This window comes from Mycobacterium sp., from assembly GCF_032159565.1.
GTDB lineage: Bacteria > Actinomycetota > Actinomycetes > Mycobacteriales > Mycobacteriaceae > Mycobacterium.
On record NZ_JAVHWR010000007.1, the window covers coordinates 16592 to 41431 of the forward strand.

Annotated in this window: 24 protein-coding genes and 1 pseudogene; 11 read left to right on the forward strand and 14 right to left on the reverse strand. The window is 67.1% G+C overall.

Annotated elements, in window-relative coordinates:
* Position 1: 1 nt before the first annotated feature.
* Genes QOC76_RS01045 through QOC76_RS01060 form a run of 4 tightly spaced genes read right to left on the reverse strand, consistent with a single transcriptional unit; the run spans position 2 to position 7143 of the window.
* Positions 2 to 937 carry an SDR family NAD(P)-dependent oxidoreductase gene (locus QOC76_RS01045; protein WP_526353253.1) on the reverse strand — a complete coding sequence of 312 codons (936 nt, stop codon included), beginning with the start codon at positions 935 to 937 and terminating at the stop codon, positions 2 to 4.
* On the reverse strand, positions 930 to 1886 hold the full coding sequence (locus QOC76_RS01050; RefSeq protein ID WP_526353255.1) for an NAD(P)H-dependent flavin oxidoreductase: 957 nt from the start codon (positions 1884 to 1886) through the stop codon (positions 930 to 932). The genes QOC76_RS01045 and QOC76_RS01050 overlap by 8 nt, the downstream gene beginning before the upstream one ends.
* Positions 1887 to 1910: 24 nt before the next feature.
* Complete coding sequence (locus QOC76_RS01055) at positions 1911 to 6434, reverse strand: ATP-dependent helicase (protein ID WP_526353257.1); 4524 nt, start codon at positions 6432 to 6434, stop codon at positions 1911 to 1913.
* Positions 6435 to 6486: 52 nt separating this feature from the next.
* On the reverse strand, positions 6487 to 7143 hold the full coding sequence (locus tag QOC76_RS01060; protein WP_526353259.1) for a TetR/AcrR family transcriptional regulator: 657 nt from the start codon (positions 7141 to 7143) through the stop codon (positions 6487 to 6489).
* A 61-nt stretch (positions 7144 to 7204) separates the two neighbouring features.
* Here QOC76_RS01060 and QOC76_RS01065 point away from each other — a divergent pair, with 61 nt between their 5' ends.
* Entirely contained in the window at positions 7205 to 7642 is a 438-nt protein-coding gene (locus QOC76_RS01065; protein ID WP_526353261.1) for an SRPBCC family protein, read from the forward strand.
* Here QOC76_RS01065 and amaB read toward each other — a convergent pair.
* On the reverse strand, positions 7639 to 9180 hold the full coding sequence (gene amaB, locus QOC76_RS01070; RefSeq protein WP_526353263.1) for an L-piperidine-6-carboxylate dehydrogenase: 1542 nt from the start codon (positions 9178 to 9180) through the stop codon (positions 7639 to 7641). The two genes, QOC76_RS01065 and amaB, sit on opposite strands and share 4 nt — an antisense overlap.
* On the reverse strand, positions 9177 to 10385 hold the full coding sequence (hglS, locus tag QOC76_RS01075; protein ID WP_526353265.1) for a 2-oxoadipate dioxygenase/decarboxylase: 1209 nt from the start codon (positions 10383 to 10385) through the stop codon (positions 9177 to 9179). The genes amaB and hglS overlap by 4 nt, the downstream gene beginning before the upstream one ends.
* Before the next feature lie 30 nt (positions 10386 to 10415).
* Here hglS and QOC76_RS01080 point away from each other — a divergent pair, with 30 nt between their 5' ends.
* Positions 10416 to 10868 (forward strand): Lrp/AsnC family transcriptional regulator, encoded by a 453-nt coding sequence (locus QOC76_RS01080; RefSeq protein WP_526353267.1) that lies wholly within the window; start codon positions 10416 to 10418, stop codon positions 10866 to 10868.
* A gap of 65 nt (positions 10869 to 10933) precedes the next feature.
* Positions 10934 to 12283, forward strand: coding sequence for an L-lysine 6-transaminase (gene lat, locus QOC76_RS01085; RefSeq protein WP_526353298.1), 1350 nt, complete (start codon positions 10934 to 10936; stop codon positions 12281 to 12283).
* On the opposite strand, the gene QOC76_RS01090 is transcribed toward lat, so the two are convergent.
* Positions 12280 to 12852: a restriction endonuclease gene (locus tag QOC76_RS01090; protein WP_526353269.1), complete on the reverse strand. Its 573-nt coding sequence runs from the start codon at positions 12850 to 12852 to the stop codon at positions 12280 to 12282. The genes lat and QOC76_RS01090 overlap by 4 nt on opposite strands.
* 423 nt (positions 12853 to 13275) lie before the next feature.
* Here QOC76_RS01090 and QOC76_RS01095 point away from each other — a divergent pair, with 423 nt between their 5' ends.
* The 4 genes from QOC76_RS01095 (at position 13276) to usfY (ending at position 15748) form a co-directional block, all read left to right on the forward strand.
* Positions 13276 to 13656: a group I truncated hemoglobin gene (locus QOC76_RS01095; protein ID WP_526353272.1), complete on the forward strand. Its 381-nt coding sequence runs from the start codon at positions 13276 to 13278 to the stop codon at positions 13654 to 13656.
* Positions 13657 to 14362: 706 nt separating this feature from the next.
* Positions 14363 to 14710 carry a hypothetical protein gene (locus QOC76_RS01100; protein WP_526353300.1) on the forward strand — a complete coding sequence of 116 codons (348 nt, stop codon included), beginning with the start codon at positions 14363 to 14365 and terminating at the stop codon, positions 14708 to 14710.
* Positions 14711 to 14725: 15 nt separating this feature from the next.
* Positions 14726 to 15352: a flavodoxin family protein gene (locus QOC76_RS01105; protein ID WP_526353274.1), complete on the forward strand. Its 627-nt coding sequence runs from the start codon at positions 14726 to 14728 to the stop codon at positions 15350 to 15352.
* Positions 15353 to 15439: 87 nt separating this feature from the next.
* A complete protein-coding gene (usfY, locus tag QOC76_RS01110) occupies positions 15440 to 15748 on the forward strand; it encodes a protein UsfY (RefSeq protein ID WP_526353276.1) in 309 nt (102 codons plus the stop codon).
* A gap of 67 nt (positions 15749 to 15815) precedes the next feature.
* On the opposite strand, the gene mbp1 is transcribed toward usfY, so the two are convergent.
* The 6 genes and pseudogenes from mbp1 to QOC76_RS01140 all read right to left on the reverse strand — a co-directional run bounded on the left by mbp1 (position 15816) and on the right by QOC76_RS01140 (position 18878).
* The gene (gene mbp1 / locus QOC76_RS01115; RefSeq protein WP_526353278.1) at positions 15816 to 16052 is read right to left on the reverse strand and encodes a microaggregate-binding protein 1; all 237 of its coding nucleotides are present in this window, start codon (positions 16050 to 16052) and stop codon (positions 15816 to 15818) included.
* A gap of 114 nt (positions 16053 to 16166) precedes the next feature.
* The gene (locus tag QOC76_RS01120; protein ID WP_526353280.1) at positions 16167 to 16508 is read right to left on the reverse strand and encodes a PRC-barrel domain-containing protein; all 342 of its coding nucleotides are present in this window, start codon (positions 16506 to 16508) and stop codon (positions 16167 to 16169) included.
* On the reverse strand, positions 16495 to 16899 hold the full coding sequence (locus tag QOC76_RS01125; protein ID WP_526353282.1) for a PRC-barrel domain-containing protein: 405 nt from the start codon (positions 16897 to 16899) through the stop codon (positions 16495 to 16497). The genes QOC76_RS01120 and QOC76_RS01125 overlap by 14 nt, the downstream gene beginning before the upstream one ends.
* Positions 16896 to 18121 (reverse strand): annotated as a pseudogene (locus QOC76_RS01130) (NRAMP family divalent metal transporter). Before QOC76_RS01130 ends, QOC76_RS01125 begins: the two are co-directional and overlap by 4 nt.
* Entirely contained in the window at positions 18121 to 18561 is a 441-nt protein-coding gene (locus tag QOC76_RS01135; protein ID WP_526353284.1) for a hypothetical protein, read from the reverse strand. The pseudogene QOC76_RS01130 and the gene QOC76_RS01135 overlap by 1 nt, the downstream one beginning before the upstream one ends.
* Before the next feature lie 35 nt (positions 18562 to 18596).
* A complete protein-coding gene (locus tag QOC76_RS01140; protein WP_526353286.1) occupies positions 18597 to 18878 on the reverse strand; it encodes a hypothetical protein in 282 nt (93 codons plus the stop codon).
* Between the two features lie 140 nt (positions 18879 to 19018).
* Between QOC76_RS01140 and QOC76_RS01145 the strand changes: the two genes are divergently transcribed.
* Positions 19019 to 19990, forward strand: coding sequence for a glycosyltransferase (locus tag QOC76_RS01145; RefSeq protein WP_526353288.1), 972 nt, complete (start codon positions 19019 to 19021; stop codon positions 19988 to 19990).
* Between the two features lie 19 nt (positions 19991 to 20009).
* Complete coding sequence (locus tag QOC76_RS01150) at positions 20010 to 21218, forward strand: glycosyltransferase (protein WP_526353290.1); 1209 nt, start codon at positions 20010 to 20012, stop codon at positions 21216 to 21218.
* Here the strand turns inward: QOC76_RS01150 and QOC76_RS01155 are convergent.
* Positions 21194 to 22105: a glycosyltransferase family 2 protein gene (locus QOC76_RS01155; RefSeq protein WP_526353292.1), complete on the reverse strand. Its 912-nt coding sequence runs from the start codon at positions 22103 to 22105 to the stop codon at positions 21194 to 21196. The two genes, QOC76_RS01150 and QOC76_RS01155, sit on opposite strands and share 25 nt — an antisense overlap.
* Before the next feature lie 40 nt (positions 22106 to 22145).
* On the opposite strand from QOC76_RS01155, the gene QOC76_RS01160 reads away from it, so the two are divergent.
* Together QOC76_RS01160 and QOC76_RS01165 are read left to right on the forward strand one after the other, a co-directional pair.
* Complete coding sequence (locus tag QOC76_RS01160) at positions 22146 to 23156, forward strand: UDP-glucuronic acid decarboxylase family protein (protein WP_526353294.1); 1011 nt, start codon at positions 22146 to 22148, stop codon at positions 23154 to 23156.
* On the forward strand, positions 23105 to 24840 hold a 1736-nt coding region (locus tag QOC76_RS01165; RefSeq protein ID WP_526353296.1), incomplete at its 3' end, for a carbamoyltransferase family protein. The genes QOC76_RS01160 and QOC76_RS01165, both read left to right, overlap by 52 nt.

The following is a 24840-nucleotide window of genomic DNA, read 5'->3' on the forward strand; positions in this document are numbered from 1 at the left end:
GCTATCCGATCATTTCCAGCGAGACGTCCCAGAGCCGTTCGGCATTGGCCGGGTCGACAGCGTAGACGGCGACGCCGCCGGTGCCCGGCTCACCTCGCCGGTCGACGACGCGCGCCTCATTGCAGTCCTCGAAGTACCGACCCCCGACGCCGTCGAGCAACGGCGACCCCGCCAGCAGCACCGACGTCGCCGCCCCCTGCTCAACGGACTTGAGCTTGATTTGTTTCATCGCCGAAGCCGCATGACCCGCGTCGACGTGACGCCCCAGTCGGGTGTCGAAGATCGCGCCGGGCATCAGCGCGTTCGACGTGATGCCGTCGGCGGCCCAGCGTGTCGTGGCCTCAACGGCAAAAAGAACGTTGGCTGTCTTGGACTGTCCGTAAGCGCTGAACGGGTTGTAGTCGCGAAACGCATAGTCGATGTCGTCGAATACCACCGGTGAGCGCTTGTGCCCACCCGAACTCACCGAAACGACGCGGGCACCGCCCGCGGCGGCGAGCGCGAGGTGGAGTCCGACCGTGAGCGCGAAGTGCCCCAAATGGTTGGTGGCGAACTGCATTTCGTGCCCGTTTGGTGCCATCGTCAGCTCGGGTACCGCCATCACGCCTGCGTTGTTGACCAGGATGTCGAGCGGTCCGGTCCATGCCCGGACGAAGGCCGCGACGCTGGACAGGTCGCTGAGGTCGACGGAGCCGACGGTGACGCCGTGGTTGCCGGCGCTGTCACGGATCATTGCGGCGACGCGCTCACCCGCGAGTTCGTTGCGGACAGCCAGGGTGACCGCCGCCCCCGCCGCAGCCAGCGCCCGAGCAGTTTCGACGCCGATGCCCGACGACGCCCCGGTGACGATCGCCGACTTGCCGGTCAGGTCCACCCCTTCGATGACCTCGGCCGCCGTCGACTCGAAGCCGAACGGCGTGGTGATGCGGTCACTCATGGCGGCCGCCCGCGGTGGCGATGGCCTGCTCGGCCTCGCGGGAGATGCGACCGACAAGCGCTGCAGCGCTGTCCTGTCCGGTGATCATGTCCACCGCCTCACCCGCCCAGATCGGCAGATAGTCGAGGTCGCCGCGGTCGACCCCCGAGCGGAACGCCGCCTTCGTCGCGTCGTCGATCTCGGCCTCGCGTCCCTGCCAGGTCTCGGTGACCCTGTTGCGCAGCGTCCGTGCCGGATACCGCGCGGGCCACTGCGAGTCGCGGACGACGTCGAGCGCTCGTCCCGCCGTGGTGTCTTCGGCGCTGGCAGCGGTGATCGCCTTCGCGGCCTCCGCGGTGATCAGCGCTTCGTGCGTGGCTTCGAACCTCGTTCCGATGAGGGCTCCGGCTGCGCCGAGCACAAGCGCGGCAGCCAGTCCGCGGCCGTCGGCGATCCCGCCTGCGGCGAGCACCGGAACCGGTCCTGCGATGTCGACCACCGCCGGCACGAAGGGCAGAGTTGCGCGTCCGCCGCCGTGGCCACCGGCCTCAGAGCCCTGCGCGACGACGACGTCCGCCCCCACATCGAGCGCTCGACGGGCCTCGGATAAGTCGGTGACCTGGACAATCACCGGAATGCCTGCGGCCTTGATCGCATCGATGAACGGCGCGGGGTCGCCGAACGACAGCATGATCGCCGCGGGCGACTGCGAAATCGCCGCGTCCACGACGGCCGAATCGATGGCCCAGGACAGGAAGCCGATACCCCATGGTTTGCGCGTGCCGGTCCGCGCCAACTCGCACTCACGCGTGAGCCATCCCGGGTCTCCCCGGCCGGCGCCGAGCAAACCAAGGCCGCCGCCCTCGGAAACGGCCGCCGCCAGCGCGCCGCCTGCGACGTCGCCCATGGGGGCCAGCACCACGGGATGGGCGATGCCGAACATCTCGGTCACCGCTGTGCGAAAGCCCATGCCAGCACTCTAGAAAGCCGACTGTCAGCGCAGTCGGAGACCCCGTGGAGTGCGGGCGAAGCCGGCGCCCGTCAGCGCGGCCACGACGGCGGCCTGGTTGCCCGCCGCATCCGGTGTCAGCACGGGCTCGCCGTTGACCTTCTCGACCAGCAGGGACTGCACGCGGCCCCGGCCGACCAGGTCAGCGAGGGCCCCGGCCGCGGCGTGGTGGGCTTCGGCGTCGTCGGTGAACGTGAGCAGCGTGCGTCCGCCGCGCTCGAGGAACCACGTGAGTTGTCCGTCGACGAGCGCCACCAACGCCCCGGCCTTGCGCCCCGGCCGATGGGCGCTTTCGGGCCACGGCAGCGCCGCGCCGTACGGGTTGGCGGGATCGGCTGCGGCCAGCACCACCGTCTGGTACTCCCGCCGTTCCGGATCGACGCTGTCGAGATACGACCGCAGCCGATCGACTGTCGACGCGACCGCGAACTGCGCGCCGCCCAGCGACTCGACGAAGTAGCCGCGTTGGCAGCGGCCCGCGTCCTCCAACGCGGTGAGCACCTTGTAGAGCATGGCGAATCCGCCGGGGAGGCCTTCGGCTGCAACGGCACCCTTTGTCAGCACGCCGTGCCGGTTGAGCAGCAACTCGGCCTGGAAGTGGGCTCGCACAGTGGAATCCAGCTCAGCGGCCGGAAGCGCGGACCAGCGTCCCGCCACGGTGGGATCGGATGCGCGTGTCTGTGCGTGGGCGACGCTGTAGCGGCTCAGCCGCGGCGGCCGCTTCGCCTGGCGGTGCGCGGGCCGAGCCGATCGCCTGCCGGTGCCGCCGAGAATCGCCCGCACGGGCGCGAACGTGTCACCGGTGATCCATCCGGCCCAAACCAGTTCCCACAGAGCCTGTTTGAACTGCTCGGTGTCGGGCCCGCAGAGCTGACGGAAGAAATACGCACCGCCAGCCTGACCGGGGGAGCCGAGAATCTCCATGATTGCGCGGTGGGTGTCGGTGAAATCGATCTCGGTCGGTTGGGCCAGCGTCAACGGCGCAGATACGGCGGAGTGGAACGCTATCCAGCCGTCACCGTTACCGATCGTGCCCGCCCCTGACCACATCACCTCGCCCGAGGCCAGCAATTCGTCGAGCATCGCCGGCTGGTAGTCGCGAACGCGCGTAGAGAACACCAATGGCTCGATCGCCGATGCCGGTATCGGCACCCCTGCCAGTTGATCGATCACAGACGCGAGACCGTCGATACCGGAGGCGCGCTCCGCACCCACCTGCTGCCAGGCGGGAAGGAACTTGGCGTATGCGGTCGTACTGACCGGTTCGACCTGCGCCCGCAGCGCCGCCAACGACCGCCGCCGCAGGATTTTCAGCACGCTCGCGTCGCACCACTGGTCGCCTGCCTCTGCCGTGTCGGTGAACTCTCCGCGCACCAGCTTGCCGTCATTGGCCATCCGGCCCAACACATCTGCCGCGACACGCTGACCCAGTCCGAACCGAGTCGCTGCATCATGCGTGGTGAACGGGGCGCGGGTGCGGGCGTACCGGCCGAGCAGTTCTCCGAGCGGATCGGCAACGCCTTCGGTGAAGATCGCGGGCACACCGACCGGCACCGCCACCCCGACGCCGTCGCGCAGCAGGCCGATGTCCTCGATCGCCACCCACCAGTTCTGCCCGGCGTATGACACCGTCAGCGCGCGCTTGGTCTCGCGCAGGCCTTCCAGCCAGCCGCCGACATCCTCGGCGGTGCAACGCTCCGCGATCTCGGCCTCCGTCAGGGGCCCCAGCAGGCGCAGCAGGTCGGCGACACCTTCGGCGTCGCGGGCCGCCCGGTCCTCGCTCAAGTGCTGCAGCTGCGCGCCGGTGCTGGCGATCACCTGCGGGTCGAGCAGCTCGCGCAGCTCGACGCGGCCCAACAGCTCGGCCAGCAGCATGCTGTCCAGCGACAGCGCCGCGGCACGGCGCTCGGCCAGTGGGCTGTCGCCTTCGTACATGAACGCACCGACGTAACCGAACAGCAGCGACGCCGCGAACGGTGACGGTGTCCGGGTCTCCACCTCGACGATCCGCAGCCTGCGCTGGGCTATCTTGTTCATCACCTCGGTCAACGTCGGCACGTCGTAGACGTCCTGCAGGCACTCGCGGATCGTCTCGAGCACGATCGGGAAGTCGGGATACTTACGGGCCACGTCGAGCAGCTGTGCCGCACGCTGTCGTTGGTGCCACAGCGGCGACCGCTTGCCTGGATGGCGTCGCGGCAGCAGCAGTGCGCGGGCCGCGCATTCGCGGAATCGGGAGGCGAACAGCGCCGAACCGCCCACTTCCGCCGTGACGATCGGCTCGATCTCGTCGGCGTCGAACACGAACAGGTCGGCGCCGGGCGCCGCGTCCTCGGTGTCCGGCAACCGGACGATGATGCCGTCGTCGGAGGCCGTCGGCTTCTCGTCGATCCCGTAGCGCTCACGAAGCCGTCGCGATACCGCCAGCGCCAGCGGACCATGCACCCGAAGCCCGTACGGCGAGTGCAGGATCACCCGCCAGTCGCCGAGTTCGTCGCGGAACCGCTCGACGACGAAGGTGGCGTCGGTCGGCACCGTGCCGGTGGCTTCGCGCTGATCGTTCAGCAGCTGCCACAGATTATCGGTCGCATAGTCGTCGAATCCCATTGCGGCGCAACGTCCGGCGAAGTCGTCGCGGCCAAGGCCTGCCAGCTCGCCGGTGAACGCGCCGATCGCCGCACCCAGCTCGGCGGGCCTGCCGACACCGTCGCCGCGCCAGAACGGCAGCCGGGCCGGTTGGCCCGGCGCGGGGATGACCAGCACCCGGTCATGGGTGATCTCGGTGATCCGCCAGCTGGTGGCGCCCAACGAGATGACGTCGCCGGGCCGCGACTCGTAGACCATTTCCTCGTCGAGTTCGCCCACCCGCGAGGGCTTTTCGGTGTCCGCGCTGGACGCCAGATAGACGGTGAACAGGCCGCGGTCGGGGATGGCGCCGCCGGAGGTGACCGCCAGCCGCTGCGCGCCAGGCCGTGCGGTGAGAGTGCCCGCGTCGCGGTCGTACACCAGCCTGGGACGTAACTCGGCGAATTCGGTCGACGGGTACTTGCCCGACAGCAGGTCCAGCGTCGCCTCGAACGCGCTGCGCGGCAGCGTCGCGAATGGCGCGCTCCGGCGCACCGCCTCGAACCAGAGGTCGGCGTCCAGCGGCTCGAGCGCGCACGCGGCGACCGTGTGTTGGGCCAGCACGTCGAGCGGGTTCGCCGGCACCCGCATGGTCTCGATCTCACCGGACAGCATCCGCCGGACCGTCACCGCGCAGCCGATCAGGTCGGTGCGGTGTTTCGGGAACAGGACGCCCTGCGAGATCTCGCCGACCTGATGGCCCGCCCGGCCGATGCGCTGCAACCCGCTGGCCACCGACGGCGGCGTCTCCACCTGGATCACCAGGTCGACCGCGCCCATGTCGATGCCCAACTCCAGGCTGGAGGTGGCTACGACGGCCTTCAGCCTGCCGGTTTTGAGGTCATCCTCGACCTGCGCGCGCTGCTCCTTGCTCACCGAGCCGTGGTGGGCGCGGGCCAGCAGCGTCGCGGCGCCGGAAGCCAGTCCACTGCCCATCATGTGCGCCGGGGATCCGCCGCCCACCTGGGGGTTTGGTCCCGTCGGCACGTCGATGCCGAGGCGTTCGGCATGAATCTCGTTGAGCCGCGAGGTGAGTCGCTCGGCCAGTCGCCGCGAGTTGGCGAACACGATCGAGCTGCGGTGCGCCTCGATCAGGTCGACGATGCGCTCCTCGACGTCGGGCCAGATCGAGTTGTTCTCGAGGTTGGCCATGTCGGGAACCGGCACCTGCACCGACAGGTCGAACGTCTTGGCCGCCGGTGGGGCGACGATCCTGGTCGGCGCCTGCCCGGACAGGAAGCGCGCCACCTCTTCAGGCGGCCGCACCGTCGCCGACAACCCGATCCGCTGCGCCGGCTTCTCGAGCAGTTGATCGAGCCGCTCCAACGAGAGCGCCAGATGGGCGCCGCGTTTGGTCGCCGCGACGGCGTGCACCTCGTCGACGATGACGGTCTGCACCGTGGCCAGTGCGTCGCGGGCGGCCGAGGTCAGCATCAGGAACAGCGACTCCGGCGTGGTGATCAGGATGTCCGGCGGCTTGGCGATGAGCTCGCGCCGCCGCGCCGGCGGCGTGTCACCGGAGCGGACGCCGACGCTGATCTCGGGCGCCGGGCGGCCATGCCGCTCGGCGATGCGGGTGACGCCGGTCAGCGGCGTGCGCAGGTTGCGTTCGACGTCGACGGCGAGCGCCTTGAGCGGCGATACGTACAGGACGCGGGTGCCGGCCGCGGCGGGCGCAGGCTCGGCGGCCAGCCGGTCGATCGCCCACAGGAATGCGGCCAGCGTCTTACCGGACCCGGTCGGCGCGATGACCAGCGTGTTGTCGCCGTCGGCGATGGCCGACCAGGCCTGTGCCTGGGCGTCGGTCGGCGCCGCGAAGGTGCCGTTGAACCACTCGCGGGTCAGCGGGCTGAACCGGCCGAGCGGGTCTTGAATAGAACTCACGTATCCATGGTGCCAACAGGCACCGACAAAAGCCGGGCGTCTTGGCCGACGATCATCTACCTCGCTGCTCGGGCGCGACCGCCTCGCTGAGCGCTGCCGGGATACCCGGCACCCGGCCGACCATGTCCAGCAGTGCGTGCGCACACGTGTCCGCGATCTGGCCTGCGTCGATCGACGGATCCATGATGCGCTGCCTGCACATCTCCATCGTCATGGCGAGCCAGCCGTACATCGTGATGCGGATGTCGCGTTCGACCTTGGAATCGAGGTCGCCGCCGAGTGTCCTGTTCAGCCGGTCCATCAGCCGGTTCACCTGACGCTCGTTGTCGGTGTCCTCGATGTTGCGAAGGACCGGATCGGAGGTGCCCTGGCCGACGTAGGCCGCCCACGCGCCGTGCGGATGCTGCTCGTCGTAATGCAGATAGGCCAGCACGCCTGCGCGCAGCTGTTCGAACAGTGTGTCGCCCGCAACCGCAGGGGTGTTGGTGGCCTCGAAAAGCCGGTCGCCCTCCGCCTTCACCACCGCGGCGAAGAATGCCCGCTTATCGGGGAAGTAGTGATACATCAGCGCGCGCGACACGCCTGCCCGTTCGGCGATTTCGTCGATCCGGACATCGTCGTACGGCCGTTCGCCGAACACCTTGGCTCCCAGCGCCAGCAGCTCACTGCGCCGGTCCTCCGGGGACAGCCGCCGCCTGGGTTCTGACACCCCGCCATTCTAATTTGCGCGTGTACAACAGCCGTGCAGGTTGCCCGCGTAGATTGACGCCGTGGTCCAGCTTCACGTCGAGCGCACGATCGCTGCGCCGCAGGAACGGGTCTTCGACTGGCTGGCAGACCCAGCCGCCCTCACCAAGGCGCCGTTGGTCCTCAGCGCCAAGTACGCGAAGGGGTCATCGGGACCCGCGGCAGGCGCAGTGCGGAACGTCACCGGCGCAGGCATGTGGTTCCGCGAGGAGTACACGTCCTACGACGCGCCGGGAAGCTACTCGTATCTGATTCTCCGCTCGTTCCCCGCCTTCGACCATGACGGCGGCACGCTGACATTCACCCCGACCGCCGAGGGCACACACGTCGATTGGGTGACCGCCTACACCCATCCGGCGTGGACGGGCGGCAAAGCGTTCGAGGCGGTGAGCTCGCGACTGCTGCGCTGGAACTTTCTCGCGGTGCTCGACGGTTGCGCAAAGGCGCTGGAGACGACCTAGCCGAAGTGCACGCCCTGGGCCAGGGGCAGCTCTGAGCTGTAGTTGACCGTGTTGGTCGCCCTGCGCATGTAGGCCTTCCACGCATCCGAACCGGACTCTCGGCCGCCACCGGTCTGTTTCTCGCCACCGAACGCGCCGCCGATCTCCGCACCCGAGGTGCCGATGTTGACGTTGGCGATGCCGCAGTCCGAACCGTCGGCGGCCATGAACCGCTCCGCCTCGCGCACGTCGAGCGTGAAGATCGCCGACGAGAGCCCCTGCGGGACCGCGTTGTTCAGCTCGATCGCCTCGTCGAGGTCGTCGTAGGTGAGCACGTAGAGGATCGGCGCGAACGTCTCGGTGTGCATCAGCTCGGTCTGCGCGGGCATCCGCACTACGGCCGGCGCGACGTAGTACGAGTTGTCGCCGAGGTCGTGGCGCTCGCCGCCGAAGACCTCGCCGCCCTCGGCGCGGGCCCGCTCCAGCGCGCCGACCATGTCGCGGTACGCGGTTTCGTGAATGAGCGGTCCGACGAGGGTGCCGTCGGTTGCCGGGTCGCCGACCGGCAGCTGCCGGTACGCCGAAACGATCCGCTCGACAAGGGAGTCGGCGATCGAACGGTGCGCGATGAGCCGTCGCAGCGTCGTGCAGCGCTGGCCCGCGGTGCCCGCGGCAGAGAACACGATGCCCCGCACCGCCAACTCCAGATCCGCCGACGGAGTGACGATTGCGGCGTTGTTGCCGCCGAGTTCCAGCAGCGCCCGGCCGAAGCGCTCTGCCACCCGCGGACCGACCTGGCGGCCCATCCGCACCGAACCCGTGGCGCTCAGCAGTGCCACCCGTGAGTCGTCGACCACGCGTTCGCCGACCTCGCGGCCGCCCATGACGAGCCGGCTGACCGCGCGCGGCGCGCCCACGTCGTCGGCCGCCCGTTCGGCCAGCGCCTGGCACGCCAGCGCCGTCAGCGGCGTCAGCTCCGACGGCTTCCACACCAGGGTGTCGCCGCAGACCAGCGCGATCGCGGCGTTCCACGACCACACCGCGACGGGGAAGTTGAAGGCGGTGATGACGCCGACGACGCCGAGCGGATGCCACGTCTCCATCAGCCGGTGGCCGGGACGTTCGGAGGCGATGGTCTTTCCGTACAGCTGCCGCGACAGCCCGACGGCGAACTCGCAGATGTCGATCATCTCCTGGACCTCACCGAGGGCCTCCGAGGTGATCTTCCCGGCCTCGATGGTGACGAGTGCCGCCAGATCGTCCTTGTGCTCGACGAGCAGCTCACCGAGCCGCGCCACGAGCGCGCCGCGCACTGGAGCCGGCGTCGTCCGCCATGTGGTAAACGCCTGCGCCGCTTCGGCGATGGCGGCATCGGTCTGCTCCGGCGTGGTCTCCGTGACGGTGAACAGCACGTCGCCGGTGATGGGTGTGCTGGCGTGCACCCCGTGCTCGCCTGGTTCACCCAGTTCGACGCGCGAGCCCACCGCCTGCAGTGCGTCGCGGGCCCGGCTGCGAAGGTGCTCGGCCGTCGGAAGCTGTGATGTCTGAACGCTGGTCATGATGTTGCGACTTTCTCGTAGAGCTCGTAGGGATCGTGAATGTGGTGCCCGATCTGTCCCGCCATCCAATCGGCGTTGTAGTCCCAGTTCCGATCTTCCTCACCGTCGGCCTTCTGCGCATCGGTATCGAGGTTTGACCGGAAGATCCCGGCCGCCGAAGCGGGCAGGAAGTCTTCGTAGACAACGGGTTTCGACGGGTCACCGCCGTGGTAATAGGCCAGGCCGGCCGACGCCATGCGGGGGTGGGTGGTGGGGAAGTAGTCGCCCCAGGACTTCGCCGGGTCCGGGGTGGCCATCGCCAAGTCATAGCGTCGCCGTCCTTCACGAGTGAGGGCGACGCCGCGCGACTCCACCTCGCCGAACCGCACCCGCAGCGTGCCGTCGGCGACGCTGCCGTCGGCCTCCCGGAATCGCCTCGGCTCCGCGAGCGCCCGAAACGATGTCTGCCTCAACAGCACATCGGGACCGTGCCAGCGCGGTGGACCCTGAATCGCGTCGGTCATCGTGATGCCGCGCGCGGTCATCCGCCGGTACAGCTCCTCGATGTCGAGGACACGCGGCGTGAGGTGGTTGATGTGCGTTGTCGTGACCCCTGCGATGTCGGCGGCGACAGCGGAGATCGCGGTCAGCTCCTCGTACCAGCCGCGGTCGATCGGCTCATGCGAAAGCGCGAACGCGGCCACCGCGTCGGCGACGAAGCTCTCGGCGCGCTCGGGCGCGGCGCCTCCCGCTTCGGCGATGCGCCTGGCCTCTGCGATCAGCGCGGGGTCGAAGAGCCGTCGTTCGTCAATGAACCGCTCGACCCGCCCGCGTAGGTCGGCGGAGAAGAACCGCGTGTCGGCGGTGGCCAGCATCGACGTGAACACCCGGAACGGGTTGCGGTTCAACTGATCCGCGTCGATCGGCCGGAACGCTGTGGACACCACCGGCACCGGCGGCGAGGCGTCGCGCAGGTCGTAGAAGCCGACCGGGTACATCCCGAACGCCGCGAACAGCTCGGCGACATCGGCGAGCTCGCGCGGACTGCCGACGCGGATCGCGCCGTGGCGTTCGGCCGTGACCCGGTGTGTTTCACCCAGTTCGCGGTTCACCTCGGCGCTGACTTCGACGAGTGTTGTGTAAGCAGGCACCTCGGCGCCGTACATGCGAGACAGCGCGGCGGCGAATTTCTCGCGCAGCTGCCACGTCTCAATTGGTTTGCTCATTTCGCCCACCTGCTCGGATACAGTGCGGCCATGAGCGAACCGCTCGACGAGATCGATCGGATACTGGTACGCGAACTCGTCGCGGACGGTCGGGCCACGCTGGCCCAGCTCGCCGCAACCGCGGGATTGTCGGTGTCCGCCGTCCAGTCGCGGGTGCGACGACTCGAGGCTCGGGGCGTGGTGACCGGGTACTCGGCCCGGATCAACCCCGAAGCCGTCGGGCAATTGCTCTCGGCGTTCGTGGCCATCACTCCTCTCGATCCCTCTCAGCCTGATGATGCGCCGACCCGGCTTGAACACATCGAGGCCATCGAGTCATGTCACTCGGTGGCCGGCGATGAGAGCTATGTCCTGCTCGTGCGTGTCGAGTCGGCGCGGGCGCTCGAAGACTTGCTGCAACAAATTCGGACTGCGGCCAATGTCCGCACCCGAAGCACGATCATCCTACAGACTTTTTACGCAGGACGCGACCATATCCCGTAAATGTTCCGGTCAAATGGTAGTTAGACCGTAAAAAAGTTGTTAGGATGGGCGTCATGACCGCTGTGATGACCCCTGCCCAAAAGACAGCCGCCGTCCACGCGATCGGCCCCGCCGACGTGCGCGAGGTGCTGAGCCGCAGCATTCTCGCTGACGGTTTGGACTTCGTGCTCGACATCGAGCGCTCGACCGGCTCGATCCTGGTCGACGCCCGCACCGGCGAGCGCTACCTCGACATGTTCACCTTCTTCGCGTCCTCCGCGCTTGGCATGAACCATCCCGCCCTGGCCGGCGATGAGGCATTCCGCGCCGAGCTGGCGCAGGCCGCGGTGAACAAGCCGAGCAACTCCGACGTGTACAGCGTCCCGATGGCGCGCTTCGTCGACACCTTCGCGCGTGTACTCGGTGACCCCGCGCTGCCGCACTTGTTCTTCGTCGACGGAGGTGCGCTGGCGGTAGAGAACGCGCTGAAGGTGGCGTTCGACTGGAAGAGCAGGCACAACGAGGCGCGCGCTATCGTCTCTTCGTCCTCCTCGCGTGCGGGCTCCGAACTTGGCACCAAGGTTCTGCACCTGCGCGGCGCATTCCACGGCCGCAGCGGCTACACGCTGTCGCTGACGAACACCGACCCGAACAAGGTCGCGCGGTTCCCGAAGTTCGATTGGCCGCGCATCGATGCTCCGTACATCCGACCCGACGCCGACATGGACGCCGTGGAGGCCGAGTCGCTGCGGCAGGCGCGGGCGGCGTTCGAAGCCAACCCGCATGACATCGCCTGCTTCATCGCCGAGCCGATCCAGGGTGAGGGCGGCGACCGGCACTTCCGTCCCCGGTTCTTCGCGGCGATGCGCGAGCTGTGCGACGAGTTCGACGCGCTGCTCATCTTCGACGAGGTACAGACCGGCTGCGGGCTGACCGGAACCGCATGGGCCTACCAGCAATTGGGCGTCGCGCCGGACGTCGTCGCGTTCGGCAAGAAGACGCAGGTGTGCGGTGTGATGGCGGGGCGCCGCGTCGACGAGGTCGCCGACAACGTGTTCGCGGTCAGTTCGCGGATCAACTCGACCTGGGGCGGCAATCTGGTGGACATGGTTCGCTCCCGCCGCATCCTCGAGGTCATCGAAGCCGACGGTCTGATGGAGCACGCCGCCGAGGCGGGCCGCTATCTGCACGCCCGGCTGGAGGAGTTGGCTGCCGAGTTCCCCGAGTCGGTGCGCGACGTCCGCGGCCGAGGGTTGATGCGGGCGTTCAGCCTCCCGTCGGGAGAGCAGCGTGACGACTTGATCCGCAAACTCTGGGATCGCCAGGTCGTGATGCTCGCCAGTGGGGCGGACAGTGTCCGGTTCCGCCCGGCGCTGATCGTGTCGTACGCCGAGATCGACGAGGCGGTTGCGGCGGTGCGCGAAGCGCTCGGCTAGGGTGCCGTCGGCGCCGACGGCTCAGTAAGTCGTCGGACGATCGATCGCAGTCGCGGCAGTTCCGATCCGCCGACAAGCTCGCAGCCGTGTAACTCCGCGAGTTTGATTGCTGCCCGTGTGAATTCGTGGTTGGTGACGACCATGGTCTTCGTGCAGCCGTGCATCGGCGCACCCGCGACGACCTCCTGGACGGCGCCCGCGCCGACCGGTCGTGATTGCCGTTTGCATTGCACGGCAAGGCGTTCGGGCCGGTATCCGAGCACAAGGTCGACGCCCCAGTCGCCGGTCACGGCCGTCATGATCACCGGGACTCCGCACGACCTCGCGATCCGCGCGACGTGGTCTTCGAACTCCATGCCCGACATTGCCGACGTCGGGCTGGCCTCTCGTGGGCTCGCCGTGAAGGCGCCCCTGACGGTGGCCAGCAGGAAACGCGGCGCGGCGGCGAGGAGAACCGGCGCGACGAGTCCGACGGCCAGGCTGCTAGGCGCGCTGAGGCCGCTTAGATGAGCGGCCACTCCCGATATGACGCCGACGGCCGCGTACACCTTCGCCCTGGTGCCCGTCACGAGGCGAATGGTAGGTCCGCGGCCCGACAACCAGGGCTCGTGGATAGCTCGCTGGCGTGTCGGAGATTCTCAGTAGCGCCGAAGGTGTGTTCGAGGCTTGTTCGGATGCGGCGCAACACAAGAAGTTGAGACCAAGAAGGAGATCATCCGCTGCCTCAAACGAGCAGTAGTCCGCGAGCTCTATCGAGCACTCCAGGCCGATCTAGCTATAGCTAGACCAGAAATGGCACTTGACACTGCAGTGGAGCATCCACACCGCGCCCTATCCCTACGGGTCGACGCATCCGTCGAACACCAAGCTGTACTGCCATACCCATGTCTAGATAAATGTGCTTGGTCCGGTGTGCCGACGATGTTGGGCGTGTCGGGTCATTCGCGACCTTATGATAAGCGCCATCGGTTCCATCCCTCATTGGAGGCGACATGCCCCAGTCGGAGACATCCCTGTATCAGAGGATGGGTGGCTACGATGTGATCGCCGCCGCCATCGATCATCTGTTCGCTATCTTGCATGGTGACCCCGCGTTCGCTCGCTTCTTCGGTGGCCGCAGCGAGGACTCGGTCATTCGCAGCCGCCAGCTCTTGGTCGACCAGATGTGTGCGCTAAGCGGTGGGCCGTGCCATTACATCGGCCGCGACATGAAGACATCTCATAGCGGACTCCGGATCACCAACGTCGAATGGGAAACGAATATGGAAGCGTCGGATGCGGCGCTAGCGAAGAACGGCGTCGGCGACGTCGAGCGAGGCGAATTCCTAGCACTGTTCGAGCGGTACCGCGACGAGATCGTCGAGGCGGAATAGCTAGCAACCGATCTGCCGATGTGTCCGCGGGGGCGCGCCGCCACGTCCTCGTGAAGTGTTCTTTCCACTTTCGCACCCATCACCTGATCAAGACGTTCTACGCCGGCTTGGTCAGACGCGAAAAAATCGGCGAGGATCCTTCAGCCCCTCACCTGCGCAAGCTTGCAGGAAGCAAAAACGCCCAGGTTACAAACGCTTACTGAGAACACGGCGCGACTGGGGCACAAGACTGTGGAGGCCACGCGGGTCGGGGCTATAACCGATCCACGTCGTTGCGGGCGGTGGAGCACGCGGCCGCGTTCGCCGCGGAAAATAATGCGAAGTTGATCATCGCGATGGCGCACTTGTCTGATGTGGACAAGGGCGGCTGGGGAAGACCAGCCCGGCCGGATCGTGTGATTGATGGCCGCGCCGAGGTCACCCTCGGGGGCGAGGGGGACTACAAGATGCACGGAATGGCCCCCATATATTGCGATCCTGCGGGAGGCCCGCGAACGGGCAAGGGCGGCTGGGGCGAAGAATGCCACAACCCGTATCCCAGAAAGTTGGCCGACGGCACCATCACCTGGACGGCTCCGACCGGGCATAGCTACAGCCAATGGTCGCGGCGAACCGACGACAGGCCGTCGTCCAAGTCATCGATACGGAAGGTTTATCCCTCTGTAACCAGGGGAATTAGCTATCCGTGTACCGCAGTACCGAAGACTTGCGCCACGACGAAGCCCGCGGCCGCGACGGTGTGTTCGACGCAGTCCGGTTCAGCGTCGGTGTGGCCGTGGCTGCGGTCGTGTTCCTGGTTGTCGCAACCGTCTGGGTCAGCACCTGTGGCGGCGCGACCTTCGACACGGCTGCCTGTGGTGCACCGCAACGTACCCTTCTCGCCCTCGGCGCACCGCTGATCTTGTTGTACGGCGCAGTTCGAGCGTTCGTCCGGACCTATCGAATCTGGCGGCAGAACGGCATCACGTGGCCGTGGCAGGGGGCGGGTTGGTTCCTGATGGCCGCGATGCTGTTGGCCCTCGTTGGGAGCGTGCCATCCATCGCCATGCCCTGACCGAAAGACGATGCAATGCCGGGCAATTCAGAACGTCCCCTCACCGCCGTTGCACTCGTGTGCAGCCTGAAGCGCAGCCCGGCCGAATCGAGCAGTGAACTGATGGCCGAACATGTCTGCCAACAACTGCGCAGCCACGGAGTCAAAACTGACAGTCTGCGATGCGCCGACTATTCGATCGCCCCCGGCGTCGAGGCCGACATGGGCGACGGCGACGAGTGGCCCAAGATCAGGCAGCGCGTCCTCGACGCCGACATTCTGCTGCTGTCGACCCCGGTCTGGCTGGGCCACCCGTCCAGCATCACCCAGCGCGTGCTCGAACGCCTCGACGCCGAGCTGTCCAACACCGACGACGAGGGCCGGCCGATCATGTACGGCAAGGTCGCCATCGTCTCGGTCGTCGGCAACGAAGACGGTGCGCACAAGGTTTTCGCCGACTGCGCCCAGGGGCTCAACGACGTCGGCTTTTCGTTCGCGGCTCAGGCGAACACGTATTGGAACGGCGAAGCGATGCAGACCACCAACTACGACGACCTCGACGAGGTCCCCGAGCCGGTGGCCAAGGCGACGGCTTCCGCGGCACGCAATGCCGCACACCTCGCCGGTCTGCTCCGGGCCCACCAATACCCGCCCCAGCAGTGATGGGGAATTCGCCGTCGGACGGGGTCGCCGGTTCTACCGTGGATATATCCCTGGAAAACGGGCAGAGGTGTGGCGAAAGGAGCACCCATGAAGAGTCCTAAAGATCCCGTCGACCATGCGAGGACGACCCGGCCGCACGCCGGCGAGTCGATGACCGACACCAAGAACATGCCCGCGCTGATCGTCATCGGCGTGGCGCTGGCGTGTTTCGTTGGAGGCCTGGCCGCGCATGCGTCGAACCACCACAGCACCGGCCTGGTATTCGGGTCGCTTTCGGCGGCCTTCCTCATCGTCGGCCTGCTGTGGCTGTATGTCGAGCATCGGCGGGTGCGCGGTATCGAACAGCGTTGGTACGCAGAACATCCCGAAGCTCACCGGCAACGACCCAGTAGCTAGTAGACCACCGAACACAAAAGATCCCAGCCGGTTCAACGGCTGGGATCTTTTGCTGTGAAGCTAGGTGCTACTGGTTGGCCTCTTGGCGCTTCTCGGCAGCCTTGGCGCTACCCCGGGCTGCGTCGGCTTCGGCTTCCTTCTTGGCCGCATCCTGCTGGGCGTCGGCCTTGTCCTGCTGGGCCTTGCCCTCGTCGACCAGGTCGTTGCGACCGGTCACGGTGCCGACGGCTTCCTTAGCCTTGCCCTTGACGTCCTCGACGGCGCCCTTGACGGCCTCTTGGGGACCACTGTTCTTCTCGGTCATGCTCAACCCTTCCGTTAGGGAAATCAGCTATGGGTTTTGCCCATCTCGCGGGCCACAGAGGTAATTCCCTGCGCAGTCAAGGGGTTCCCGAGTGTCGGAACGGCTAAACGCCGCTCAGTCGCCGACAGGCAACACCGCCGAATACCTCGTATAGCGAGGTCGCAGAACAACCAGGTCGTCGCCGACCTTCGCGACGTCCTCCCAGCCGGCCAGAAACGTGCCACGGTGTCGCCAGCACAGCAGCTGTGCCAGCAGAAACGGGGCGGTTGCGGTGCTGCGCTCGTAGCCGAGAAACGACGATCTCGTCCGTGGGCTGATCACCAGACCCAGCACCCGCGGGGTGGGTGGGTCGTGTTGAAGGTCACCGCCGATCGCGAGCCGCACATCGGTCACAGTGCCGACCGCGTGATTGCCGGCGTCGACGACACGCAGTCCAAGGAACCTACTCAGCTGCATGCCGGCCTCCGGGCAGGTGGCGGATGATGTGGTCGCGCAGCCATTGCTCGACCCAGTTGACGTCGAATGTCATGTCGGTCGCCTTGAGCTTGACGACGACCCCGACTGCCTCGACCAGCTTCCATGGGATCTCCTGCAGGAGCGACCGCGGTGGGGCGCCGCCGAAGATGCGCGTGGCCACCACTCGGCCCGACAACAGCGCGGTCACCAGTGGTGCCTCGGAGCCCGCCGCGATCTCTTCGCCGAACTCGACGCCGGACAGTTCCAGGTCGTCGACGATGCCGACCGGGTCGTCGTGTTCGTCGAGCAGTTGACGGTCGAGCAGGTGCAGGCGTGCATCGACGAGCCGGCTTCCGCTATGGCCCTTGACCGGAAGCTCTTCGGCGCTCACTGCCCCGCTCCGGTCACGATCATCAGCGGGATCGCCGCCAGCGAAGCGGCCAGAATGATGGCCAGTTACACCGACGCGAACATATTGGTCACCTTCCCGTTGGTGTCGTCGCCCATGTACTGAGCATCGTTGGCGACGATGAGGATCGGCAGATATGTCAGCGGCAGCGCGATCGCCGAGAAGACGACGGAGTATTCGGTGACCATGATCGGGTCCACCCCGGTGAACAGCACCGCGGCTCCGACGATGGTCACGAACATCACCACGTGGAACCGGGCGGCCTGCGCGGGGCGGCGGAACTTGCCCCAGGGCCAGCCGAGAAACTGCGCCACGATGTAGCCGCCGGACAACATGGTCTCCAGCGCCGCGCCGAACGTCGCCGCCACGATGCCGATGATGACGAAGGCCAGCGCCAGCTTTCCGCCTGCGGCGACGACCGGCATCACCGTCTGCGACAGCGATGTGACCTCGATCTCGTTGGGCAGCAACACGATCGTCGCGCAAGCGGCGATTGCGGTCGACAGGATGCCGCCCAGCGGGAAGCCGACCATCACGTTGAGCCGCGAGGTGCCGAGGTCCTTGGCGGTCCAGTGCTCCTCGACGGCGCCGGAGGAGGAGAAAACACCTCGTACGGTGTCATCGCGGCGCCGAACAGCGCGACCGCGTAGTATCCGTAGGTCGCCGACGACTCCTGCTGCGGAATCACCGGAGCGGTGGCCTGGTGCATCAGGTCGCCCCAATTCGGATGCAGGGCAAACACACTGACCGCGAAGACGATCAGGCACAGGCCGAGTAGACCTGTCACGTTCTCCATGATCGAGAACTTGACCCGCCAGATCACCAGCCAGACGGCGAACGCCGCGACGGGTATCCACATCAACCGGCCGACGTCGGTGGCCAGCTGCAAAGCCAATGCCACACCACCGATCTCGGCGGTCACCGTCATCATGTTGATGAAGAACGACGCCGACAGGTTGGCCGCCGCCGCACGCGGGCCGAGCCGTTCCCGAATGATCTCGAACGTCGCCCGGCCGCTGACGGCCGCCACCCGACCCGCCATGTTGGCGTAGAGGCAGATGCCCAGCACGCCGACCGGCACTACCCACGCCAAAGCCAAACCGAAGCGCGAACCGACGATCGCGTTGGTGACCAGATCGCCGATGTCGAGGAAGCCGCCGATCGCGGTGAGGATGCCCAGCGCAACCGAGAAGAGTTTGCCCATCAGCGGTATTCGCTCTCCAACGCATCCGCCGACGTCGCCAGGTCGGCTCGCGCCTTGTCCGGCGACGGTTCGGTGGTCACATCGCGGACCGTCCCCGACGCCGCGTTGAGCTCTGCGATGATCGTTGTCATCGACACGGTCAGTTCACGTTGTCGCTCGATGTCGACGGGGTCTTCGGCGCGCAGTTCGGCAATTGTCTTGTACGCCTTGATGACTTCGTCGCGGGCGTCCGTCAGCTGCACACTGGTGAGTTGCGCGCTCGAGCGTCGTTGCGCCCACATGTCCAATGCCAAGGCGCCGCTTCGCGCAGCCGCGGTGGTCTCCTCCATGGCTTGCGCCAGCTGGCCCGGCATTCCGTCCCGGTTTGCCGGGCAGCGCGTGAGCAACAGGCCCAGGCCGACGAACAACAGTGCCAGTAGCACCGCTGCCTGGACGCGCATGTCAACGTCTGCAGTAAGAAGTGAGGCTGTCCTGATCAGCCATCCGTCCGCTCCTCGGGATCGTCGATCACCTCTTGCCGCTGTTCCTGCCAGTCGGCGTCCGGCGCCTCGAGCGGTACATCGGCAGCCTCACCGGCGGGCGCCTCGTCGGGATCATCGATCACCTCTTGCCGCTGTTCCTGCCAGTCGGCGTCCGGCGCCTCGAGCGGTGGATCGGCAGCCTCACCGGCGGGCGCCTCGTCGTCGGGAACCGGCAAGCCGGTTTCCTGTTGCTGCTCGAGAGCGTCGGCGATCGGGATCTCGTCGCTTTCTGACATGTCGGCGGAGTACCCGGAGAAGTGATCACGAAACGCCGGCGAAGCGTTGTTGGTCCGATATGCGAAGCGCTTCGGAGCCACATTGCGAACAGTCGAGCGTTCGACGTTTGTGGCCGATAACCTGCGGCAACGCAAAGCCAATGGTCGGTACGGACGGCGCGCGCTCACTTCTCGTGTGGCACGTGCACGGCTCTTGGACGGAGTCGTTGGTTGCGGGCAAACATCGTTACGTCCTACCTGTCAATTCCGCACGTGACTCAGACGGACGTGGGTTGGCAGGCCGCGGTTGGCCACGCGCACAAGAGGTTTCGGTCGATCAGTTGCGTGACCAGGATATCGACCTGGTAATTCTTCAACGACCACAGGAGCTGGATCTTGTTCAGCGTTGGCTGGGCCGCCGTCCAGGGGTCGACATCCCCGCGGTGTACGTCGAGCACAACGCGCCGCGTCCGTCACCGGTCGACAGTGTGCATCCGATGGCCACCCGCACCGACATTCCCCTGCTTCACGTCACCGACTTCAACCGGCTGATGTGGGACAACGGCGCGGCGCCCACACGGGTGATCCAGCACGGTATCGCCGATCCCGGTCACCTCTATACGGGTGACATCGCGGCCGCAGCGACCATGATCAACGAACCGCTGCGGCGCGGGCGAACGGTCGGCACCGATTTGCTCGTCGAACTGGGTGCACACGTGCCAATCGACGTGTGGGGCATCGACACCCTCGAGCTCAACCACCAACCACGACAGGGCGTCAGGGCCCACGGCGACGTCCCGACGTGCCGGCTGATGCGGCACGTGGCCCACCGTCGGGTGTATCTGCACACCGCGCGGTGGACATCGCTGGGCATATCGCTCGTCGAGGCGATGTATCTGGGCATGCCGGTGGTCGCGGTGGCATCCACGATGACGCCATTGGCCGTGCCCGCCGAAGCAGGGGTGGTGAGCGCGGACGTAACCACGCTGGCGCACGCCCTCGAGGGTTTCGTCACCGACCGCTCCGCAGCGACCTTGGCAGGTAAGGCCGCACGTGAATTCGCAATCGCGCACTTCTCGCTCGATCGATTTCTGTCCCGGTGGGACGAGGTCATCGAAGAGCGGTGCGCATGATCTCGATGGGAGGAAGCCGATGAAGGTCGCGATGGTTTCCGAGCATGCAAACCCGTTGGCAGTCCTTGGCGGTGCTGACGCGGGCGGCCAGAACGTGCATGTGGCGGAATTGTCGGCGGCGCTCGCCCGTCGGGGACACGAGGTGTCGGTCTACACCAGGCGGGACGACCCGGACCTGCCCGAGCGGGTCGAGGCGCCGCAGGGCTACACGGTCGTGCATGTGCCCGCCGGGCCGGCGGAGCAACTGCCCAAGGACGAGCTTCTCACCCACATGGGCCCGTTCGCCCGGTATCTGCATGCGTGCTGGGAGGCCGACCGGCCAGATGTCACGCACGCACACTTCTGGATGTCGGGTATCGCAACTCAGCTGGCGGCGCGGCATCTGGGATTGCCGGCGGTGCAGACGTTCCACGCCCTCGGTGTGGTGAAGCGTCGTCATCAGGGCGCCAATGACACCAGCCCCAAGGAGCGGCTGCGGCTCGAGGCGATGGTGGCGAGGACCGCCACCTGGGTAGCGGCCACCTGTACCGACGAGGTCTTCGAATTGATGCGCATGGGCAGGTCACGCGCCCGGATCTCGGTGGTTCCGTGCGGGGTCGACAACGACCTGTTCAGGCCCGAGGGCCCGGTGGCCGAGAAGAGCGCCAAGCATCGCATCCTCAGCGTGGGAAGGTTCGTGCCGCGCAAAGGCTTCGACGACATGGTGCGGGCGATGCCGTCGATCCCCAATGCCGAGTTGGTGATCGTCGGCGGCCCGGACCGCACGGCGTTGGACTCCGATCCGGAGGCCCGCCGACTGCGTGAGTTGGCCAACCAGCTCGGTGTCGCCCGCCGTGTGCGTCTCCACGGTTCGGTTGCGCGGGAACACATGCCGGCCCTGCTGCGTTCCGCGGACGTCGTGGCGTGCACGCCGTGGTACGAGCCGTTCGGCATCGTGCCGCTGGAGGCCATGGCGTGCGGTGTCCCTGTGGTGGCCTCCGCCGTCGGTGGCATGTTGGACACCGTCGTCCACGATGTGACCGGGCGGTTGATCCCTCCGAGGAAGCCCGCGGAGATCGCCGCCGCGATCAACCCGCTGCTGCGTGATTCGTTTCTCCGTCAAGCCCTCGGATTGGCAGGGCGGGACCGGGTGTGCGCCCGCTACTCGTGGGACCGGGTCGCGGTCGACACCATGCGCATCTACGAGACGGTGGCGCAGGTGAACTATCCGCGGGTGTCGACCGGATGACCACCATGCGTTTTGTCGGACTCGAGCAGGTTCAGCGCCCGCTCGACCTCCTCGGGCAGCGGCCTGCGCCGGCTGACGACCGAAGGCAGGCGCATCAACGCCTGCACTGCGCCAAGCGCATGCTCGCCGTCGCGCATCGCTGCCACGAACAACCGGCCGGTTGCCTTGAGGCACGGCAACATCGGCCGTCGCATCCACGTGGTGAGCACCGCGTTGCGCATCTCACGGGCCTGACGGGCCGACGAACTGCCGCGCACCGCGGACGGCTGATGGTATGCGGTCAACGCGGGGCAGTAGCACAAGTCCCAGCCGCGCGCGGCGAGGTCGACGGCGAGCAGTTGCTCCTCGCCGTAGAAGTGCAGCAGCTCGCTGAACCCGCCCGCCGCAAGGAAAGCCGACTTGCGGACGATCGCGGCGCAGGTCATGAAGCCCAGGATCGACGGGCCGGGCAGATCCGCCCGTCGGCCCAGTGCGCTGTTGGCCAGCTCGGCGGTCATCGGATCGTCGCGGCATTGCGGCAGAACGACGGTGCGCGCCGCCAGCAGACCGACGGTCGGATGCCGGTCGAAGATGTCTTCGGCGATCTCGACAGCGTTCGGCGCCCACCACGAATCATCGTCGCAGAAGGCAACATTGGGTGTCTGGCACGCCGCCACCCCGATGTTGCGAGCCACCACGCCCCGATTGGACTTCAGCTCGATCGCCAGCACACGGCCGGCCGACAGGTTCGCGAAGCGCCGGATGACCGCGACCGAATTGTCCTCGGATCCGTTGTCCACGGCGATGATGGGGCACGCCGTCGTGTTGAGCAGCCGCGTGATCGTCGTGGAGAGCTCCGCCGCCCGGTTGCGGCTGGCGATCACGAACGTCGTTCGGGCGGCAGCCATAACCGAACTACGTACCCCGTTACACGCCGAGGAAACGCCGATGCGTGAGATCAAGCGTGCGCTGGTCACCGGCGGCAGCGGCTTCCTCGGCGGACACCTGTGCGCACGCCTGCTCGCGGCGGGGGCGGAGGTGACGTGCGTCGATGACCTGTCCACCAGCGCGCCCAACGCGGCATCGGTTCTGCAGGATCACCCCGGCTACACATTCGTCAGGCACGACATCAGCGAACCGCTCGACGGGTTGGTGTCGACCGCAACGGTCGACACGGTCTTTCATCTGGCGTCGCCGGCGTCGCCCATCGATTACCAGCGGCGCCCCGTGGAGACGATGCGCGTGGGCGCGCTCGGCACCGCGAACGCACTCGATGTCGCGGAGCGATGGGGGGCGAGGACCGTGCTGGCGTCGACCAGTGAGGTGTACGGTGACCCGCTCGAACATCCACAGACCGAAAGCTATTGGGGCAACGTCAATCCCGTCGGCCCGCGTAGCGTGTACGACGAAGCTAAGCGGTACGCCGAGGCGTTGACCTTTGCCTATCACCGGGCGCGCTCGGCCGATGTCGGCGTGGCGCGAATCTTCAACACGTACGGGCCGGGGATGCGCTCCGACGACGGGCGGATGGTGCCGACTTTCTGCCATCAAGCGCTGGGCGGCGAGCCGATCACCATCAACGGCAGCGGGCTACAGACCCGGTCGCTGTGCTACGTCGATGACACCGTCGCCGCTTTGATCGCGCTCGGTCACGCGGATTGCGCCGGCCCTGTCAACATCGGCAACCCCGATGAGCTGACGGTGCTTCGGGTCGCCGAGCTCATCCGCGAATTGGCGGGCAGCCAATCACCCATCGAGTTCCGCGCCGCCGTGGCGGACGACCCACAACGCCGGTGCCCGGACATCGGCCTGGCACGTCGGCAGCTCGGCTGGTCGCCGCGCGTGCCACACCACGAGGGCCTGACCGAAACGGTCGAATGGTTCCGGCTCACGGAGAGGAGGCAGACGTGCGAATCCTCGGGATCAATGCGGTCTTCCACGACTCGGCAGCTGCACTAGTCGTCGACGGGCAGATCGTCGCCGCCGCTGAGGAGGAGCGGTTCACCCGGCGCAAGCACGGTAAGCAGGCCGTCCCGTTCGCGACATGGGAGCTGCCCGTGCAGGCCGCCCGCTGGTGTCTGGCACACGCAGGCTTACAGCCGTCGGATATCGACGCCGTCGGCTACTCCTATGACCCGCGGCTGATGCACGGTGGCACAGACGATCTCGAAGGTTTGGACCACGAATGGGAGTACCTGCGGACGCTGTATGCCGAACGGGCGCCGCGGTTCCTGCAGACCGCGCTGCCGGGTATCGACCCCGGCGCACTGCACTACGTGCGACATCACGTCGCGCATGCGGCGTCGGCCTCGCTGGCGTCGCCGTATCCGGACAGCGCGGTGCTGACGACGGACGGCCGGGGCGAACGCACCTCGATGCTGGCGGGCGAGTACCGGGACAGCAAGCTCGACATACTCGCGACGCAGGAGCTGCCGCACTCGCTCGGGTTGTTCTACGAGAACCTCACCGAACATCTGGGCTTCAAGCGGTCAAGCGATGAGTACAAAGTGATGGCAATGGCCTCCTACGGGAAGCCGCGCTACCTCGACGAGTTGCGGGAGCGCGTGTACGCGACGGGCGGCGGCGGCTTCTGCACGCAGCCGGTGGACTGGGAGTCCTTCAGCCCTCGCGGCGAGCACAACTTCGACCTCGCCTGCAGCGTGCAACGAGTCCTCGAGGAGGTGCTGCTCGACCTCGTCAGTTGGCTGCGCGCCCACACCGACCACCGAAACCTGTGCCTGGCAGGGGGAGTGGCGCTCAACTGTGTGGCCAACTCCAGGATCTACGCCGAAGGCGGCTTCGACGATGTCTGGGTCCAGCCCGCCGCGGGCGATTCGGGTACCGCGCTCGGCGCTGCACTCGCCATCGCAGGCGAGGCGGGCGAACCCATCGTGCCGATGTCGTCGGCGGCGCTGGGCCGAGGCTGGACGGACGACGAGATCGGCGCGGCGCTGACCGAGGCCGCCGTCCCTCATGAGCGACCGAGAGACCTGGCGGCAGCAGTGGGCAAGGCATTGGCGGAGAACCAGTTGATCGGCTGGTTCCAGGGCCGCTCGGAGTACGGTCCGCGGGCGCTGGGAAACCGCTCACTGCTCGCCGACCCGCGCCACGCCGAGAACCTCGAACGGCTGAACACCGTCAAGGGACGCGAGCAGTTCCGCCCTGTCGCCCCGATGGTGTTGGGCGAGTGGGCGTCCGAGATCTTCTCCGGCGGCCCGGTGCCCAGCCCGTACATGTTGTTTGTCCACGATGTCGCGGCAACCTGGCGCTCGCGCATCCCCGCCGTCACTCACGTCGACGGCACCGCGCGTATCCAGACGGTCGACAGGAGTCAGCCGTTGCTGCACGCGGCGATCAGTCATTTCGCCGAGCGCACCGGGGTCCCGGTTATCGTCAACACCAGCTTCAACACCGCGGGACGACCGATGGTCGACAGCCCGCGTGACGCCCTGGAGTGCTTCGGCAGCTCGCCGATCGACATGCTTGCCATCGGACCGTATGTGGTGAGAAGGCGCCACCGCGCACGTGAGGAGCGAAATAGCCACCGCGCACGTGAGGAGCGAAATAGCCACCGCGCACGTGAGGAGCGAAATAGCCACCGCGCACGTGAGGAGCGAAATAGCCACCGCGCACGCGAGGAGCG

Coding starts and splice junctions, on each gene's coding strand:
- QOC76_RS01045 (WP_526353253.1), bottom strand. CDS start 937: ATGAGTGACCGCATCACCACGCCGTTCGGCTTCGAGTCGACGGCGGCC.
- QOC76_RS01050 (WP_526353255.1), bottom strand. CDS start 1,886: ATGGGCTTTCGCACAGCGGTGACCGAGATGTTCGGCATCGCCCATCCC.
- amaB (WP_526353263.1), bottom strand. CDS start 9,180: ATGACCAGCGTTCAGACATCACAGCTTCCGACGGCCGAGCACCTTCGC.
- hglS (WP_526353265.1), bottom strand. CDS start 10,385: ATGAGCAAACCAATTGAGACGTGGCAGCTGCGCGAGAAATTCGCCGCC.
- QOC76_RS01080 (WP_526353267.1), top strand. CDS start 10,416: ATGAGCGAACCGCTCGACGAGATCGATCGGATACTGGTACGCGAACTC.
- lat (WP_526353298.1), top strand. CDS start 10,934: ATGACCCCTGCCCAAAAGACAGCCGCCGTCCACGCGATCGGCCCCGCC.
- QOC76_RS01095 (WP_526353272.1), top strand. CDS start 13,276: ATGCCCCAGTCGGAGACATCCCTGTATCAGAGGATGGGTGGCTACGAT.
- QOC76_RS01105 (WP_526353274.1), top strand. CDS start 14,726: ATGCCGGGCAATTCAGAACGTCCCCTCACCGCCGTTGCACTCGTGTGC.
- usfY (WP_526353276.1), top strand. CDS start 15,440: ATGAAGAGTCCTAAAGATCCCGTCGACCATGCGAGGACGACCCGGCCG.
- mbp1 (WP_526353278.1), bottom strand. CDS start 16,052: ATGACCGAGAAGAACAGTGGTCCCCAAGAGGCCGTCAAGGGCGCCGTC.
- QOC76_RS01120 (WP_526353280.1), bottom strand. CDS start 16,508: ATGCAGCTGAGTAGGTTCCTTGGACTGCGTGTCGTCGACGCCGGCAAT.
- QOC76_RS01135 (WP_526353284.1), bottom strand. CDS start 18,561: ATGCGCGTCCAGGCAGCGGTGCTACTGGCACTGTTGTTCGTCGGCCTG.
- QOC76_RS01140 (WP_526353286.1), bottom strand. CDS start 18,878: ATGTCAGAAAGCGACGAGATCCCGATCGCCGACGCTCTCGAGCAGCAA.
- QOC76_RS01145 (WP_526353288.1), top strand. CDS start 19,019: ATGGTCGGTACGGACGGCGCGCGCTCACTTCTCGTGTGGCACGTGCAC.
- QOC76_RS01150 (WP_526353290.1), top strand. CDS start 20,010: ATGAAGGTCGCGATGGTTTCCGAGCATGCAAACCCGTTGGCAGTCCTT.
- QOC76_RS01155 (WP_526353292.1), bottom strand. CDS start 22,105: ATGGCTGCCGCCCGAACGACGTTCGTGATCGCCAGCCGCAACCGGGCG.
- QOC76_RS01160 (WP_526353294.1), top strand. CDS start 22,146: ATGCGTGAGATCAAGCGTGCGCTGGTCACCGGCGGCAGCGGCTTCCTC.